General features: G+C 41.4%; 14 protein-coding genes and 1 other annotated feature. Of the genes, 12 read left to right on the top strand and 2 right to left on the bottom strand.

Going from position 1 to position 14,447, the window contains the following annotated elements; all coding sequences use genetic code 11:
- The 3 genes from HMPREF2867_RS06635 to gorA form a co-directional block, all read left to right on the top strand.
- Positions 1–746 (top strand): 1-phosphofructokinase (locus tag HMPREF2867_RS06635; RefSeq protein ID WP_070576602.1); only part of this gene is annotated, 746 nt, incomplete at its 5' end.
- The gene (locus tag HMPREF2867_RS06630) at positions 743–2,719 is read left to right on the top strand and encodes a PTS fructose transporter subunit IIABC (protein ID WP_070576599.1); all 1,977 of its coding nucleotides are present in this window, start codon (positions 743–745) and stop codon (positions 2,717–2,719) included. The genes HMPREF2867_RS06635 and HMPREF2867_RS06630, both read left to right, overlap by 4 nt.
- 149 nt (positions 2,720–2,868) lie before the next feature.
- Positions 2,869–4,221, top strand: a complete 1,353-nt coding sequence (gene gorA / locus HMPREF2867_RS06625) for a glutathione-disulfide reductase (RefSeq protein WP_070576596.1) — start codon at positions 2,869–2,871, stop codon at positions 4,219–4,221.
- Positions 4,222–4,488: 267 nt separating this feature from the next.
- Here gorA and HMPREF2867_RS06620 read toward each other — a convergent pair whose 3' ends face one another.
- Both HMPREF2867_RS06620 and HMPREF2867_RS06615 read right to left on the bottom strand, forming a co-directional pair.
- Positions 4,489–5,745, bottom strand: a complete 1,257-nt coding sequence (locus tag HMPREF2867_RS06620) for a bifunctional folylpolyglutamate synthase/dihydrofolate synthase (RefSeq protein WP_070576593.1) — start codon at positions 5,743–5,745, stop codon at positions 4,489–4,491.
- Between the two features lie 44 nt (positions 5,746–5,789).
- Positions 5,790–6,251 (bottom strand): DUF6556 family protein, encoded by a 462-nt coding sequence (locus HMPREF2867_RS06615; RefSeq protein ID WP_022496261.1) that lies wholly within the window; start codon positions 6,249–6,251, stop codon positions 5,790–5,792.
- Positions 6,252–6,359: 108 nt separating this feature from the next.
- Between HMPREF2867_RS06615 and HMPREF2867_RS06610 the strand changes: the two genes are divergently transcribed.
- The 9 genes from HMPREF2867_RS06610 (at position 6,360) to HMPREF2867_RS06570 (ending at position 14,447) form a co-directional block, all read left to right on the top strand.
- Positions 6,360–7,505 carry a cysteine desulfurase family protein gene (locus HMPREF2867_RS06610; RefSeq protein ID WP_070576592.1) on the top strand — a complete coding sequence of 382 codons (1,146 nt, stop codon included), beginning with the start codon at positions 6,360–6,362 and terminating at the stop codon, positions 7,503–7,505.
- Between the two features lie 54 nt (positions 7,506–7,559).
- Positions 7,560–8,783 carry a tRNA uracil 4-sulfurtransferase ThiI gene (gene thiI / locus HMPREF2867_RS06605; protein ID WP_070576588.1) on the top strand — a complete coding sequence of 408 codons (1,224 nt, stop codon included), beginning with the start codon at positions 7,560–7,562 and terminating at the stop codon, positions 8,781–8,783.
- Between the two features lie 105 nt (positions 8,784–8,888).
- Positions 8,889–10,400, top strand: coding sequence for an accessory Sec system glycosyltransferase GtfA (gtfA, locus tag HMPREF2867_RS06600; protein WP_060972062.1), 1,512 nt, complete (start codon positions 8,889–8,891; stop codon positions 10,398–10,400).
- Positions 10,393–11,712, top strand: a complete 1,320-nt coding sequence (gtfB, locus tag HMPREF2867_RS06595) for an accessory Sec system glycosylation chaperone GtfB (RefSeq protein WP_060972063.1) — start codon at positions 10,393–10,395, stop codon at positions 11,710–11,712. Before gtfA ends, gtfB begins: the two co-directional genes overlap by 8 nt.
- A gap of 4 nt (positions 11,713–11,716) precedes the next feature.
- Positions 11,717–12,253 carry a GNAT family N-acetyltransferase gene (locus HMPREF2867_RS06590; protein WP_060972064.1) on the top strand — a complete coding sequence of 179 codons (537 nt, stop codon included), beginning with the start codon at positions 11,717–11,719 and terminating at the stop codon, positions 12,251–12,253.
- A 112-nt stretch (positions 12,254–12,365) separates the two neighbouring features.
- Positions 12,366–12,440: a sequence feature (ribosomal protein L21 leader region), on the top strand.
- 40 nt (positions 12,441–12,480) lie between these two features.
- Positions 12,481–12,795 (top strand): 50S ribosomal protein L21, encoded by a 315-nt coding sequence (rplU, locus tag HMPREF2867_RS06585; RefSeq protein WP_002885597.1) that lies wholly within the window; start codon positions 12,481–12,483, stop codon positions 12,793–12,795.
- Between the two features lie 35 nt (positions 12,796–12,830).
- Entirely contained in the window at positions 12,831–13,121 is a 291-nt protein-coding gene (gene rpmA / locus HMPREF2867_RS06580) for a 50S ribosomal protein L27 (RefSeq protein ID WP_002885483.1), read from the top strand.
- 56 nt (positions 13,122–13,177) lie between these two features.
- A complete protein-coding gene (locus HMPREF2867_RS06575) occupies positions 13,178–13,873 on the top strand; it encodes a GNAT family N-acetyltransferase (protein WP_070576586.1) in 696 nt (231 codons plus the stop codon).
- A gap of 199 nt (positions 13,874–14,072) precedes the next feature.
- Positions 14,073–14,447, top strand: coding sequence for a DUF1149 family protein (locus HMPREF2867_RS06570; RefSeq protein WP_002885550.1), 375 nt, complete (start codon positions 14,073–14,075; stop codon positions 14,445–14,447).

Genomic DNA, 14,447 nt, shown 5'->3' with positions numbered 1-14,447 from the left:
CGGGCTTCATCGGTGGTTTTACAGGACGTTTTGTGACAGATGGTTTGGATGCAGAAGGTATTAAAACTAAGTTTGTAGCTGTGGATCAAGACACACGTATTAATGTTAAAATCAAGGCTGACCAAGAAACTGAAATTAACGGTGCAGGACCTGTCATTAATGAGTATCAATTGGCTGAATTGGAAGCAGTTCTTTCAAGTGTAAGTGCTGATGATGTGGTTGTTTTTGCTGGATCAGCACCAAGCAATCTTGGAAACAAGGTCTATAACAAATTGATTCCACTAGTGCGTGAAACTGGTGCACAGGTTGTCTGTGACTTTGAAGGTCAAACCTTGCTTGATTCCTTGGCCTACCAACCACTCTTGGTAAAACCAAATAACCATGAGTTAGAAGCTATTTTCAATGTCAAACTTAATGGTTTGGCTGATGTTGAAAAATATGCGCGTGAAATCCTTGCTAAAGGGGCGCAAAACGTTATCATCTCAATGGCAGGTGATGGAGCTCTGCTTGTCACACCAGAGGCTGCTTACTTTGCCAAACCAATTAAGGGGACAGTTAAAAACTCTGTTGGTGCGGGTGACTCAATGGTTGCTGGTTTCACTGGTGAGTTTGTTAAATCTGGTGATCCGATTGAGGCTCTCAAGTGGGGAGTAGCGTGTGGAACATCTACAGCTTTCTCAGATGACTTAGCGACAATTGAATTTATTAAAGAAACATACAATAAAGTAGAGGTAGAAAAACTATGAAAATTCAGGATTTACTGAACAAAAAAGTAATGTTGCTTGACCTTCAAGCAACTACAAAAGAAGCTGCTATCGATGAAATGATTAACAGCTTGGTTGACAATGGTGTTGTGACTGACTTTGATGTTTTCAAAGCAGGTATTATGGCTCGTGAAGCACAAACATCAACTGGTTTGGGTGATGGAATCGCTATGCCACACAGCAAAAATGCTGCAGTAAAAGAAGCAACAGTACTTTTTGCTAAATCTAATAAAGGTGTAGATTACGAATCACTTGATGGTCAACCTACAGACCTCTTCTTTATGATTGCTGCTCCAGAGGGAGCAAATGACACTCACTTGGCAGCCCTTGCTGAGTTGTCAAAATATCTTATGCAAGATGGTTTTGCAGATCGTTTGCGTAAGGTGACTTCTCCAGATGAAGTGATTGCTGCTTTCAATACGGGTGAAGAAGAAGCACAGGCTGAGGAAGCTAAGAAAGCACAAGCTGTTAAAGAAGCAGCTTCAAGCGATAAACCACTTATCGTAGCTGTAACAGCTTGTACAACTGGTATTGCTCACACTTACATGGCTGAAGAATCACTGATTAAAACAGGTGAAGAAATGGGAGTCAATGTTCGTGTTGAAACTAACGGTGCGTCAGGTGTCGGAACACCATTGACTGCTGAAGAAATCAGAAAGGCTGTAGGTGTTATCGTAGCAGCAGACAAGGCAGTTGAAACAGCACGCTTTGATGGTAAAAAATTGCTTTCTAAACCAGTTGCAGCAGGTATCCGTCAACCTCAAGAATTAATCCAAAACATCTTGGATGGTAAGGCTGAAGTCTTCTATGCCGAAAATGCTGGAGCTGCTCAAGAATCAAGTGAGAAATTGAGCCTCGGTGGTGCCTTCTATAAACACTTGATGAGTGGGGTATCACAAATGCTCCCATTCGTTATCGGTGGTGGTATCATGATTGCGCTTGCCTTCTTGCTTGACCAAATCATGGGTGTTCCTAAAGATCAATTGTCACAACTTGGTTCTTACCATGAAATTGCTGCTCAATTCAAAGCAATTGGTGGTGCGGCCTTTGGTTTCATGCTTCCAGTACTTGCAGGTTACATTGCTTATTCTATCGCTGAAAAACCGGGTTTGGTTTCAGGTTTTGTAGCTGGTGCTATCGCATCAAGTGGTGCAGCCTTTGGTGGTGTTCCATTTGGTTCAGGTGGTAAAGCAACCCTTGCCCTTGCTGGTGTATCTTCAGGTTTCCTTGGAGCTCTTGTTGGTGGTTTCCTTGCAGGTGGTGTTATCCTCGTTCTTCGTAAACTCTTGGCAGGTATCCCACGTGCTCTTGAAGGAATCCGTTCTATCTTGCTCTTGCCACTTCTAGGTGTATTTGCTACAGGTTTCTTGATGTTGGCAGTGAATATCCCAATGGCAGCAATCAATACAGGTCTTAATAACTTCTTGTCAAGCTTGTCAGGAAGCTCAGCCGTATTACTTGGTCTCCTTGTTGGTGGTATGATGGCAGTGGATATGGGTGGACCAGTCAACAAAGCAGCTTATGTCTTTGGTACAGGTACTCTCGCAGCAACAGTGACTTCAGGTGGTTCAGTTGTTATGGCAGCAGTTATGGCAGCTGGTATGGTTCCTCCATTGGCAGTCTTTGTAGCGACACTCTTATTTAAAGATAAATTTACCGAAGAAGAACGCAACTCTGGTTTGACAAACATCGTTATGGGACTCTCATTCATCACTGAAGGTGCAATCCCATTTGGTGCAGCTGATCCAGCACGCGCTATCCCAAGCTTTATCGTCGGTTCAGCTCTTACAGGTGCTCTCGTAGGTATGGCAGGAATCAAATTGATGGCACCACACGGAGGTATCTTCGTTATCGCTCTCACATCAAATGCCCTTCTCTACCTTCTCTTCATCTTGATTGGTGCTGTGGTATCAGGTATCCTTTTCGGATTCCTCCGCAAACCACTTGATAAATAAGATATGATTAAACAATCTCGTTGAGTTCGGGGTTGTTTTTTTGTGTCGTAGCAGATTTTTGTCAGGGTATCTATTTTATGATAAAGTATAGGCAGAAATGGCTTATCTAGTAGCTAATACGCTGTATAAAGAAACATAAGAGGTAAAATATGGTAAAAGAATACGATTATATTGTCATTGGTGGTGGTTCTGGTGGGATTGCCAGTGCTAATCGTGCTGCTATGCACGGCGCTAAGGTTATTCTCTTTGAAGGAAAAGAGGTCGGCGGAACCTGCGTCAATGTGGGCTGTGTACCTAAAAAGGTCATGTGGTATGGTGCTCAGGTTGCTGAGACCCTTCACCGTTATGCAGGTGAGTATGGTTTTGATGTGACGGTTAATAAGTTTGATTTTGCAAGGCTTAAGGTCAATCGTCAGGCTTATATCGACCGTATCCATGGCTCTTATGAGCGTGGCTTTGATAGCAATGGCGTTGAACGTGTATACGAGTATGCAAGATTTGTTGATCCTCATACGGTTGAAGTAGCGGGGGAGCTTTATACAGCACCCCATATCCTTATTGCAACAGGTGGTCATGCTCTTTATCCAAATATTCCAGGTAGTGAATATGGGATTACCTCAGATGGTTTCTTTGAACTAGATGAGGTGCCAAAACGTACAGCTGTCATTGGTGCTGGCTACATCGCCGTTGAGGTTGCTGGTGTTCTCAATGCTCTTGGAAGTGATACGCACCTCTTTGTGCGTAAAGATCGTCCATTACGTACCTTTGACAAGGATATTATCGATGTCTTAGTCGATGAGATGGCTAAATCAGGTCCGACCCTTCACACGCATGCTAATGCTACAGAAGTAGTGAAAAATGCTGACGATTCTTTGACCATTAGCTTTGACAATGGAGAAACGATCACTGTTGATTGCCTCATTTGGGCTATTGGTCGTGCAGCCAATACCTCTGGCTTTGGTCTTGAAAAGACGGGCGTTGAGTTGACTGAACGAGGTAACATTTATTCAGACGCCTTTGAAAATACATCAGTTCCTGGTATCTACGCCCTTGGTGATGTGACTGGTAAACTAGATTTGACGCCAGTTGCAATCAAGGCGGGACGTCAATTGTCAGAGCGACTCTTCAACAATAAAGCCGATGCTAAGCTTGATTACACTGATGTAGCCACTGTGGTCTTTAGCCACCCAGTCATTGGTTCTGTTGGTTTGACTGAGGAAAAAGCAATTGCTAAATATGGTGCGGAGAATATCAAGGTCTATAAATCTAGTTTTACTCCAATGTATACAGCTCTTGCAAACAATCGTCAGCCGTCAACTATGAAATTAGTAACACTTGGTGAGGATGAAAAAATCATCGGTCTTCATGGCATTGGCTACGGTGTCGATGAGATGATTCAAGGCTTCTCTGTGGCTATTAAGATGGGAGCAACTAAGGCTGATTTTGATAATACGGTTGCCATTCATCCAACTGGTTCAGAAGAATTTGTAACGATGAGATAAAAAGGTGAAGTCTGTCTACCTAAATGGATAGACTTTTCTTTATGTCTGAATTGCCTCAATTGAAAGTGATCGCAAGGAAGTCCCTTGCGAATTTCCATAGCCTTTTTGGCTATGGAAACCATTCATCCAACCGGTTCAGAAGAATTTGTAACGATGAGATAAAAAGGTGAAGTCTGTCTAGCAAACATAGATAGACTTTTCTTTGTGTTCAAATAACAACCTATATATTTTGTGTGTAACTGTATATTGTCTAAATAAAAAAGACCTTTAGGCCTTTCTTTCGTTTAATAAGTAGGTTCTTACTTCTGAGATAAAGTAAAGGGATCCTGTGACAACAAATAGGTCATCAGAATCTGCTGATTCAGCTTGTGCTAGCCATTCTCTATAGTCGGCCACACATTTGAAGTTTTGAGGATAGTCATCTAAGGGCAGTGCTTCAAAAAAGTCAAAGTTGGTTACCGTAATATCATAATCTTTCAGTTCTTCTAGTAAGTTTGCTAAAGGTTTTCGTCTCAGTCCTGCAAAGAGGATGTGGATTTTACGATTGATAAAGTTATCTTTTAGTACCTGTTTTAAGCTGGCAATTCCTTGAGGGTTATGGGCACCGTCTAGATAAATATTGTTTCCTATCCACTCACTACGACCAGGCCAGTGTGTGTCACAAATACCATCTTGAATGCTCTTATTAGTAATCTTAGGAAATGTTGGAGTCAAGAGATGGGCAGCAGTGACAGCTAACCCAGCATTGTTTTCTTGATGTCGTCCTAGCATTGGTAGCTTAAGATCTGGACTTTCCCAATGGTCATAAGAAACTTGGATCGTTTGGTTGTCTTTCGGAAGCAGCTGAATTTCCCTATCAATGACGGCTAAAGGAGCTTGTAGGTCATGTGATTTTTGGTTGAAAAATTGTTCAACTTCTGCAGAGACACGACCAAGTAAGATAGGTGTGTTTTCTCGCATGACGCCTGCTTTATGATTGGAGATGTCCAAAAGGCTATTGCCCAAGGTTTCAGTGTGATCAAAGCCAATTGAAGTACAGATGACAAGCTCTGGCGAAAGGACATTGGTCGAATCAAGACGTCCACCAATACCTGCTTCAATGATAGCCATATCAACCTGTTTAAGGTCGAAGTAGAGGAACATGAGTAAGGTGACCAACTCGAATTCCGTTGGTCGGTCAAAAGCAGTGTGCTCTTCTAAATCATCAAGAAGAACCTGAGCTTTCTCGACAAGGCTAATCAAATCCTTATCAGGGATTTCTGTGCCGTTTATACTAATACGTTCGTTGAAACGAGTAATATAAGGTGAGGTAAAGGTCCCGACCTGATAGCCTGACTTTGTTAGGATATTTTGTAGGTAGCTTGTTGTTGATCCCTTACCGTTGGTCCCGACAATATGCACCGTTGGAAAGTGAGTCTGAGGGTTTCCGGCTTGTTTCAAAAGCCAACGCATACGTTCGAGTTGAGGGCGACGGCCATTGCCCTTGAAAGAATGGATAAAATTTAGAGTTTCTGTATAGTTCATAGGATTATAGAAAAAAGGCAGGGTTTCCTAGCCTTTTACATGTCTTAGTTAGAAGCGGCGTCACCAGTTGTTGCACCACCAGTAGTCGCATTGCCAGATGTTGTGTCTGCAGTAGCTGCTGATGAAGAGGTAGTCGTATTGCCACCTGTTGTTGTATCTGCAGATGACGAATAGGTGTTAGTTCCTGCTTGGCTACTTGTTTCTGTTTCTGAATCAGTCGCATTGCCATAACTAGATGAAGCAGCGCTGGATTCTTGAGTCTTATTATTGCCTTCTTTGATGACTACAGTTGATTGATTGGCTGATGAATCAGAAGTGTCCTTATTTTTAGAGGCTGTGAAATTCATGATGGTGATTGAAGCCACGATTATTGACAAAATTGTCCCGACGGCAGTAAGGACTTTTTGGAAGGCAGTGAAGCCTTTTGTAACGTGTTCAGTCACCTTTGGGGCAGATTTTTTTTCTTCTTTTGATGAATGATTACGGCGTGAGTAATTTTCAGACATGATGCTCTCCTTAAAAATATTTCGTACTTTCTATTATATGATTTTCTCGCAAAAATTGCTAAAAAAATTATGCTATAATAAATAGTAAATAAAAATCGAGGAAAAATCATGATTTATTTTGATAATTCAGCCACTACGGTGCCTTATCCAGAGGCACTTAGAACCTATCAAGAAGTGGCTACTAAAATTTTTGGGAACCCATCCAGCCTGCACCAATTAGGAACATCTGCGACACGTATTTTGGAGGCTTCTCGTAAGCAAGTTGCGGACCTCATTGGAAAATCAGCCGATGAGATTTTCTTTACGTCTGGAGGAACCGAAGGCGACAACTGGGTCATTAAAGGAGTGGCTTTTGAAAAAGAGCCTTACGGCAAACACATTATTGTTTCTGATATTGAACATCCTGCGGTGAAAGAGTCTGCCAAATGGCTTTCAGAGCATGGTTTCGAAGTGTCCTATGCACCAGTTAATGAGCAAGGATTTGTGGATGTTGAAGCTCTTGCTAGATTATTACGCCCCGACACGATCTTGGTTTCGGTTATGGCCGTTAATAACGAAATCGGATCAATCCAACCTATTCAAGCTATCTCGGATATATTGGCTGATGAGCCGACGATATCTTTCCATGTGGATGCTGTTCAGGCCATTGGGAAGATTCCTGTATCAGCTTATTTAACAGACCGTGTTGACTTTGCAACTTTTTCTGGTCACAAGTTCCATGCTGTTCGAGGTGTCGGTTTTGTCTACAAAAAGGCAGGGAAAAAGATTACGCCACTCTTAACAGGTGGTGGTCAAGAAAAAGACTTTCGTTCAACGACTGAGAATGTTGCTGGCATTGCGAGTATGGCTAAGGCCTTGCGCTTAGTTACTGACAAAGAGGTGTTTTCTCTTCCGAAAATTGCCAAGATGAAAAAAATTATCTTTGACGAATTGGCTAAGTATGAGGACATTACTATTTTCTCAGGTGAAGGTGAAGACTTTGCGCCCAATATTTTGACCTTTGGAATCAAGGGTGTTCGTGGTGAAGTTATTGTCCATGCTTTTGAAGAGCATCAAATCTATATTTCAACGACATCTGCATGTTCATCTAAGGCGGGAAAACCAGCAGGGACTCTCATTTCTATGGGTGTTCCGACTAAATTAGCTCAAACGGCTGTACGTATCAGTCTTGATGATGACAATGATATGGGACAGGTAGAACAGTTTCTCACGATCTTCAAGCAGGTCTACGCCAAGACACAAAAAGTGAGATAGCAAGATTTAAGTAATTAAACAATAAAACTAAATTCAAATGTAAAAGGAAAAGGAATGACACTAACATATTCAGAAATTATGGTTCGCTATGGTGAATTGTCTACCAAGGGCAAAAACCGTATGCGCTTTATCAATAAACTTAGAAATAACATCAAGGATGTTCTATCCATCTATCCAGATGTTAAAGTGACTTTTGACCGAGACCGTGGTCACATCTACCTCAACGGTACAGACTATGAGCCAGTAGCAGAGTCTTTGAAGCAAATTTTTGGTATTCAAGCCTTTAGTCCTGTTTACAAGTTTGAAAAAGATGTCGAGGTCTTGAAAAAGGCTGTTCAAGACATTATGACTGGGCTCTATCGTGACGGTCTTACCTTTAAAGTGACTGCTAAACGTAGTGACCATGATTTTGTTCTCGATAGTCGTGAGCTCAATCTTACTTTAGGAAATGCAGTTTTTGATGTATTGCCTGACATTAAGGCTCAGATGAAGGGCCCAGATGTCAACCTTAAGGTAGAAATTCGTGCCGAGGCGGCTTATATTTCTCACGAGGAAATCAAAGGAGCAGGTGGACTACCTGTAGGGACTGCCGGTAAAGGAATGCTCATGCTTTCAGGTGGGATTGATTCGCCAGTGGCAGGTTATCTTGCACTTAAACGTGGTGTGGATATTGAAGCTGTCCACTTTGCAAGCCCTCCTTATACCAGTCCTGGTGCACTGAAAAAGGCTCAAGATTTGACCCGTAAGTTGACCAAGTTTGGTGGTAATATCCAGTTCATCGAAGTACCATTTACTGAAATCCAAGAGGAAATCAAAGAAAAAGCGCCTGAGGCTTATTTGATGACCTTGACGCGTCGTTTCATGATGCGTATTACTGACCGCATTCGAGAAGAACGTCGAGGTCTTGTGATTATCAATGGTGAGAGTCTTGGTCAGGTTGCTAGTCAGACTATGGAGTCTATGAAGGCGATTAATGCTGTTACATGTACGCCAGTGATTCGTCCAGTTGTCACTATGGACAAGTTGGAAATCATTGATTTGGCACAAAAAATTGATACCTTTGACATTTCCATCCAACCTTTTGAGGATTGCTGTACTATCTTTGCACCTGACCGTCCAAAGACTAATCCAAAAATCAAAAACGTTGAACAATATGAACGTCGTATGGATGTTGAAGCCTTGGTTGAACGTGCGGTTGCGGGAATCATGGTGACTGAAATCACACCTATTGAAGAAGCGCAAGACGAAGTGGATACACTTATTGAAGACTTGCTCTAGTCTAGGAGGATATAGTACTAACATAGTAGTATTTAGGTGCTACTAGAGTTAGGTATGTCCAAAAAGAAATGTCGATGTTGAACTTTTACCCAGAAAGGAAAATACATGACTGTTTATAACATCAATTTAGGAATCGGTTGGGCATCAAGTGGTGTTGAGTACGCTCAGGCCTATCGTTCTACAATTTTCAAAAACACAGGTATTAAGGCCAAATTTGTCTTTATGGATATGTTCCTGCAGGACAATCTTTCAGATTTGACCCGTAACATGGGGTTTGAAGATGAAGACGTCATCTGGCTGTACAGCTATTTTACAGACCTGAAAATTGCTCCAACGACCTATACTGTCAAGGATTTGGAAAAGGAAATCCCTTATGACATCACGCGTCGTGAGATTAATGGCAAGGTGGTTAAGCTCTTTTGTGCCAAGGAAGATATTTTCTACGCCGCTTATTTGCGTAAAGAGGGTGAAGATATTGTCCATCGTGTGGAAAAAGTATCGCGTGGTTGCTTAATTCGTAAAGATTTTTACTCTTACACTAAGATGTTCACGGAGTACTACACCCCTGTAGATAACAAGGCACACCTCTATCAACGTCGTTTCTTCAATGAAGATGGCAGTATTGCTTATGATGAAATTGTTGATGGCAAGGATAGTGTCTTCCGTTTCCCAGATAAGATTTTGTCATCTAAACATGAATTTATCGCCTACTTTATGTCACAACTTGGTCTAACTGACCAGGATATCGTTATCTTGGACCGTGCAACTGGCACAGGGCAGGCTGTTTTCCGTAATACTAAACCTGCTAAGCTTGGGGTTGTGGTCCATGCAGAGCACTTTAGTGAAAATGCTGTGACAGACAAGACTATTCTTTGGAATAACTTCTACGAGTACCAATTCAGCAATGCAGATAAGGTTGATTTCTTCATCACAGCGACAGAACGTCAACGTAGCATTATGCTAGATCAGTTCAACAAATACACACCATTTTCACCTAATATCGTAACGATTCCTGTGGGAAGTTTGGATAAACTGAGAGAGCCTGAGGGAGATCGTAAACCATTCTCAATCATCACAGCTTCACGTTTGGCCAATGAAAAGCACGTGGATTGGTTGGCTAAGGCTGTTGTTAAGGCTAAAGAAAGTCTGCCACAAGTGAACTTTGATATCTTTGGTACAGGTGCTGAAGAAGCTAAGCTTAAGGCAATTATCGAGGAAAATCACGCTCAGGATTACATTCATCTTAAGGGTCACCAAGATTTAACAGAAGTCTACAAGGATTATGAACTTTACCTATCAGGTTCTAAGAGTGAAGGTTTTGGCTTGACACTTCTAGAAGCTGTTGGATCGGGCCTTGGTATGATTGGTTTTGATGTCCGTTATGGGAACCAAACTTTTATCAAGGATAATGAAAATGGTTACCTCATCCCTCGATTTGAAAAAGATGACGAGCTTGCTATTGTGGCTGCCTTGGCAGAGAAAATTGTAGCTTTCTTCAATCGTTCAGATTTAGATTATGTTCATCAAGTCTCTTATGATATCGCCAAAGGCTTTTTGACAGAGGAAATCGAGCAGAAGTGGCTTAACTTAGTAAAGGAGATGACTAATCATGATTAATTTATTTGAGAACTATAGTCAAGGTAGTTGGGATCTCCATTACTCGCTGATTGTCGCTGGCTATGTGAATACAACAGTTTGTCTTTCAGATGATGGATTTCTGCCTAGTGATGTGACCTCACCTTACCTTTATTTCACTGGTTTTGACAAGGTTCAAGGTTCTGCACTTTACTTTAATCAGGTTCCTGTGCCTAACTACTGGGAAATTTTAGGAACAAATAGCAACGCGGAGATCTTCCGTTTTGATAAGAAACGTGGTCATATTCACTATGCGCATCCTGCTCATCAGCGTCTAGTTAAAGCTGTGGATTGGTATGATGAGTCAGGTCGCCTGCGTGTGACTGATCGCTACAATAATAAGGGATACCGTTTCTCACAAACAACTTACAATGTTAAGCAAGAAGCGACCATTACTAGTTATTTCACTCCAGATAACAAGGAAGTTATCGTCATTAACCATTTGACCAAAGACGTTATCTTGAATTGGAAAGACAAGGTCTACATTTTCAAAAACAAATCGGAGTTTGTAGTCTTTTATCTTAAAGAAGCTGGTTATGATTTGCGACGTATCCTTTATAACTCCTTGTCAACACCTTTCTTGACAGCTATGAATCTTCCGAATTCTGGTCAAGATGTCCTCTTCTGGCAAGAGCCTATCACTGATTCAGTCCCTGGGAATATGCGCCTCCTTCTTGATAGCAATCACCGTCAAACTAAGATTGTAGTGCAAGAATACACAGCATATACGAATCTTCTAAAGTTGGTTAGTCCAGAGCAGGCTTCTCGCGTGGCCTTTCTCGGATTCATGTATCCATTTGCCCGTCAGAATAATTTCCAAAATCAAGCGCTTATCTTGACCAACTCAGATCAGATTGAACACTTGGAAAGCATAGTTAGTGAAGTGCCTACCATGCACTACCATATTGGGGCAATCACTGAAATGTCAAGTCGTTTGATGGATTTAGCTAAATATAGTAATGTTAGCCTTTATCCGAATATTACAACAGAACAGGTTAAGCGTCTCTATCAAGAGGCTGATTTCTATTTAGATATTAACCACCAAAATGAAATCCTGTCAGCGACACGTGCTGCCTTTGAAAATAACCTGCTTATCCTGGCTTTCACGAACACAAGCCATGGTCCAGATTATACTGCACCAAGCAATATTTTCTCACCTATGAATGCTGGGCAATTTAAGCAAACCCTTAAAGAAGCCTTGGGCAACCGTGACTTCCTTAGTCACTTGCTTGATCGTCAACGTGAGCACGCTCATGTAGCAACACCAGAAGATTATAAGAAGGTTATTGGTTAGGAAAATGACACTAGAGGTTCGTAACATTTATCCTCTGACACCAACATTCAAGAAGGTCGCTTCACTTTATGAAGCGGCTTTTCCTGTGGAGGAGAGGCTCCCACTCTGGCAATTGTCTTGGAACAGTTTGAAAAATGGACAATCTTTCTTGGCTTATTTTGATCAGGGAGTTTTTATTGGTTTTACCTATGCAATCTGTACTGATAACCTGGTCTACCTACTCTTTCTCGCGGTTAAAGAAAGTAAACAGTCTCAGGGATATGGCAGTCAGATTTTGGCACAAGTTAGGGAAGAAGCAGGAGAACGACCGTGTGTGCTTACGATTGAGCCTATGGATGAGGAGCAAGTCTCTAATAGGGTTCAACGTCTAAAACGTTTAGCATTTTATGAACGAAATGGCTATCAGGCATTGAATCACTTCTATTTCGAAGGAAGTGAACGCTATCAAATTTTGACAACGGATAAGAGCCTTTCCTTAGTTGATCTGGAGCGGGCTCTAGCTAAGACTTTCCTAGGAAAATATGGAATAAGAGTTGATTAGGGTAATCGTTACTTTGATAAATTTCAATGAGCAGAATAAGAATAATCAAAATAACTTTTTCTCTTGTCATTAGAGGGAAAAAATGATAGAATTGTAACGTTGACTAAATGCACGTCCTGTGCAACCGCACGACTACTGTTTACAAGTGGGTTCGCCCCCGCAGTACTAGGCGAGTCTTCACAGAGGGAAACCTCAGACAAATTAAAAATTTTAATAGGAGGTGCATCATGAGCACATACGCAATCATCAAAACTGGTGGAAAACAAGTTAAAGTTGAAGTAGGTCAAGCGATCTACGTTGAAAAAATCAACGCTGAAGCTGGATCAGAAGTAACTTTTAACGAAGTTGTTCTTGTCGGTGGTGATAAAACTGTAGTAGGTACTCCAGTTGTTGAGGGAGCTACTGTTGTCGGAACTATCGAAAAACAAGGTAAACAAAAGAAAGTTGTTACTTTCAAATACAAACCTAAAAAAGGTAGCCACCGTAAACAAGGTCACCGTCAACCTTATACAAAAGTTGTTATCAACGCTATCAACGCGTAAGTTAGCGACTAATCACTAAGAAAGGACACAATCTTATGTTGAAAACTCTTGAAAACTTGCAACTTTTCGCCCACAAAAAAGGTGGGGGTTCTACTTCCAATGGTCGTGATTCACAGGCTAAACGTCTTGGTGCTAAAGCAGCTGATGGACAAACTGTATCAGGTGGATCAATCCTTTACCGTCAACGCGGTACACACATCTACCCAGGTGTAAACGTAGGCCGTGGTGGTGACGATACACTCTTCGCTAAAGTTGAAGGTGTTGTACGTTTCGAACGTAAAGGTCGCGACAAAAAACAAGTATCTGTATACCCAGTTGCTAAATAATTAAGCTAAAGTCTGCACTTTTGTGTAGGCTTTTCTTTATGAAAAAGGAGAATCCTATGCCTTTAAATCACTACCAACAAGAAGTAGGGCCAAGTCTAGCAGATGCCAGTCCAGGTAAAATGCCAGATGTTGCTCTATTAGAAGGTCGTTATTGTAGCGTTGAACATTTGACAGTGGCAGAGCATTATGAGGACATTTTAGACTTTTACTTTACTAATCAGATTCTTTCGGATTGGACCTATATGTATGCGGACCCTTTTGAATCTGAAGAAGCTGTACGTCAGTGTTTGGAGGATTATGAGCAATCCCAGAATCCTTATTTCTTTGCCATCAGGGATAAGGCTTCAGGTAAAGTTCTAGGAACCTTTTCACTCATGGCTATTACACCCAAAAATCGCAGTGTTGAGATGGGGCGAGTGATTTTGGCACCTGCTTTACAAAAGACTCGAGCAGCCACAGAAGCTCAATACCTGCTTATGAAATATGTCTTTGAAGATCTTAACTATCGTCGTTATGAGTGGAAATGTGATAGTCTCAACCGCCCTTCTGCCAATGCAGCCATGCGTTTAGGGTTCACCTATGAGGGGCGTTTTCGTAACCATGCTATCTATAAGGGACGTAGCCGTGATACGGACTGGTTCTCGATTATTGACAGTGAGTGGCCAGAACTTAAGAAACGATTTGAGAATTGGCTAGCTCCTGAGAATTTTGATGAAAAGGGACAGCAGAAACGTTCTTTGAGGGACTGTTAGCTGGCAATATAAGGGCTCCCTTCTGATGAAGGAGCCTTATTTTAGTAGTCTTAGTCCTAAATCAAAGCTCCTACTTTTCTAGTGGTTATTATCGCTGTCAAAATCAGTCTAAATACTCATTTTTCTGTCAATAATATTCCCATAATAAAGCATATTTATGCTATAATAAAGAGTAATTGTATCAAGGAGAATATGACTAATGGATTTAATTCGCGAAAAAGTATTTGTTAACCGTTACCACTATGATGTTCGTAACCATGAGTGGGAAAAAGAGAATGGTGTGCCTAAAACAAATGTTGAAGTAACTTTCCAGTTGCACAATAAAGATGAAGAAGCTAACAATACGTCTGTTGTAGCTGTTTTGCAATTTATGATTGTCCGTGATGAGTTTGTTATCTCAGGGATTGTTTCTCAAATGGACCATATTCAAAACCGTATCGTCAATGAACCAAAAGACTTCTCACAAGAAGAAGCAGAAGCCTTGGCTGCACCGCTCTTGGATACGCTTCAACGTTTGACTTATGAAGTAACTGAAATTGCCTTGGATCGCCCAGGTATCAACTTGGAGTTCTAA

Source organism: Streptococcus sp. HMSC064H09, assembly GCF_001812625.1.
Classification (GTDB): Bacteria; Bacillota; Bacilli; order Lactobacillales; family Streptococcaceae; genus Streptococcus.
The sequence above is the reverse complement of the archived record's forward strand: the minus strand, read 5'-3'. Positions and strand labels throughout refer to the sequence as shown.

What these genes read in the sequence shown, in the direction of transcription:
- gtfB (WP_060972063.1), top strand. Translation starts at nt 10,393, where the DNA reads ATGATTAATTTATTTGAGAACTATAGTCAAGGTAGTTGGGATCTCCAT.
- gorA (WP_070576596.1), top strand. Translation starts at nt 2,869, where the DNA reads ATGGTAAAAGAATACGATTATATTGTCATTGGTGGTGGTTCTGGTGGG.
- HMPREF2867_RS06575 (WP_070576586.1), top strand. Translation starts at nt 13,178, where the DNA reads ATGCCTTTAAATCACTACCAACAAGAAGTAGGGCCAAGTCTAGCAGAT.
- thiI (WP_070576588.1), top strand. Translation starts at nt 7,560, where the DNA reads ATGACACTAACATATTCAGAAATTATGGTTCGCTATGGTGAATTGTCT.
- HMPREF2867_RS06590 (WP_060972064.1), top strand. Translation starts at nt 11,717, where the DNA reads ATGACACTAGAGGTTCGTAACATTTATCCTCTGACACCAACATTCAAG.
- HMPREF2867_RS06630 (WP_070576599.1), top strand. Translation starts at nt 743, where the DNA reads ATGAAAATTCAGGATTTACTGAACAAAAAAGTAATGTTGCTTGACCTT.
- HMPREF2867_RS06610 (WP_070576592.1), top strand. Translation starts at nt 6,360, where the DNA reads ATGATTTATTTTGATAATTCAGCCACTACGGTGCCTTATCCAGAGGCA.
- rpmA (WP_002885483.1), top strand. Translation starts at nt 12,831, where the DNA reads ATGTTGAAAACTCTTGAAAACTTGCAACTTTTCGCCCACAAAAAAGGT.
- HMPREF2867_RS06620 (WP_070576593.1), bottom strand. Translation starts at nt 5,745, where the DNA reads ATGAACTATACAGAAACTCTAAATTTTATCCATTCTTTCAAGGGCAAT.
- rplU (WP_002885597.1), top strand. Translation starts at nt 12,481, where the DNA reads ATGAGCACATACGCAATCATCAAAACTGGTGGAAAACAAGTTAAAGTT.
- HMPREF2867_RS06615 (WP_022496261.1), bottom strand. Translation starts at nt 6,251, where the DNA reads ATGTCTGAAAATTACTCACGCCGTAATCATTCATCAAAAGAAGAAAAA.
- gtfA (WP_060972062.1), top strand. Translation starts at nt 8,889, where the DNA reads ATGACTGTTTATAACATCAATTTAGGAATCGGTTGGGCATCAAGTGGT.
- HMPREF2867_RS06570 (WP_002885550.1), top strand. Translation starts at nt 14,073, where the DNA reads ATGGATTTAATTCGCGAAAAAGTATTTGTTAACCGTTACCACTATGAT.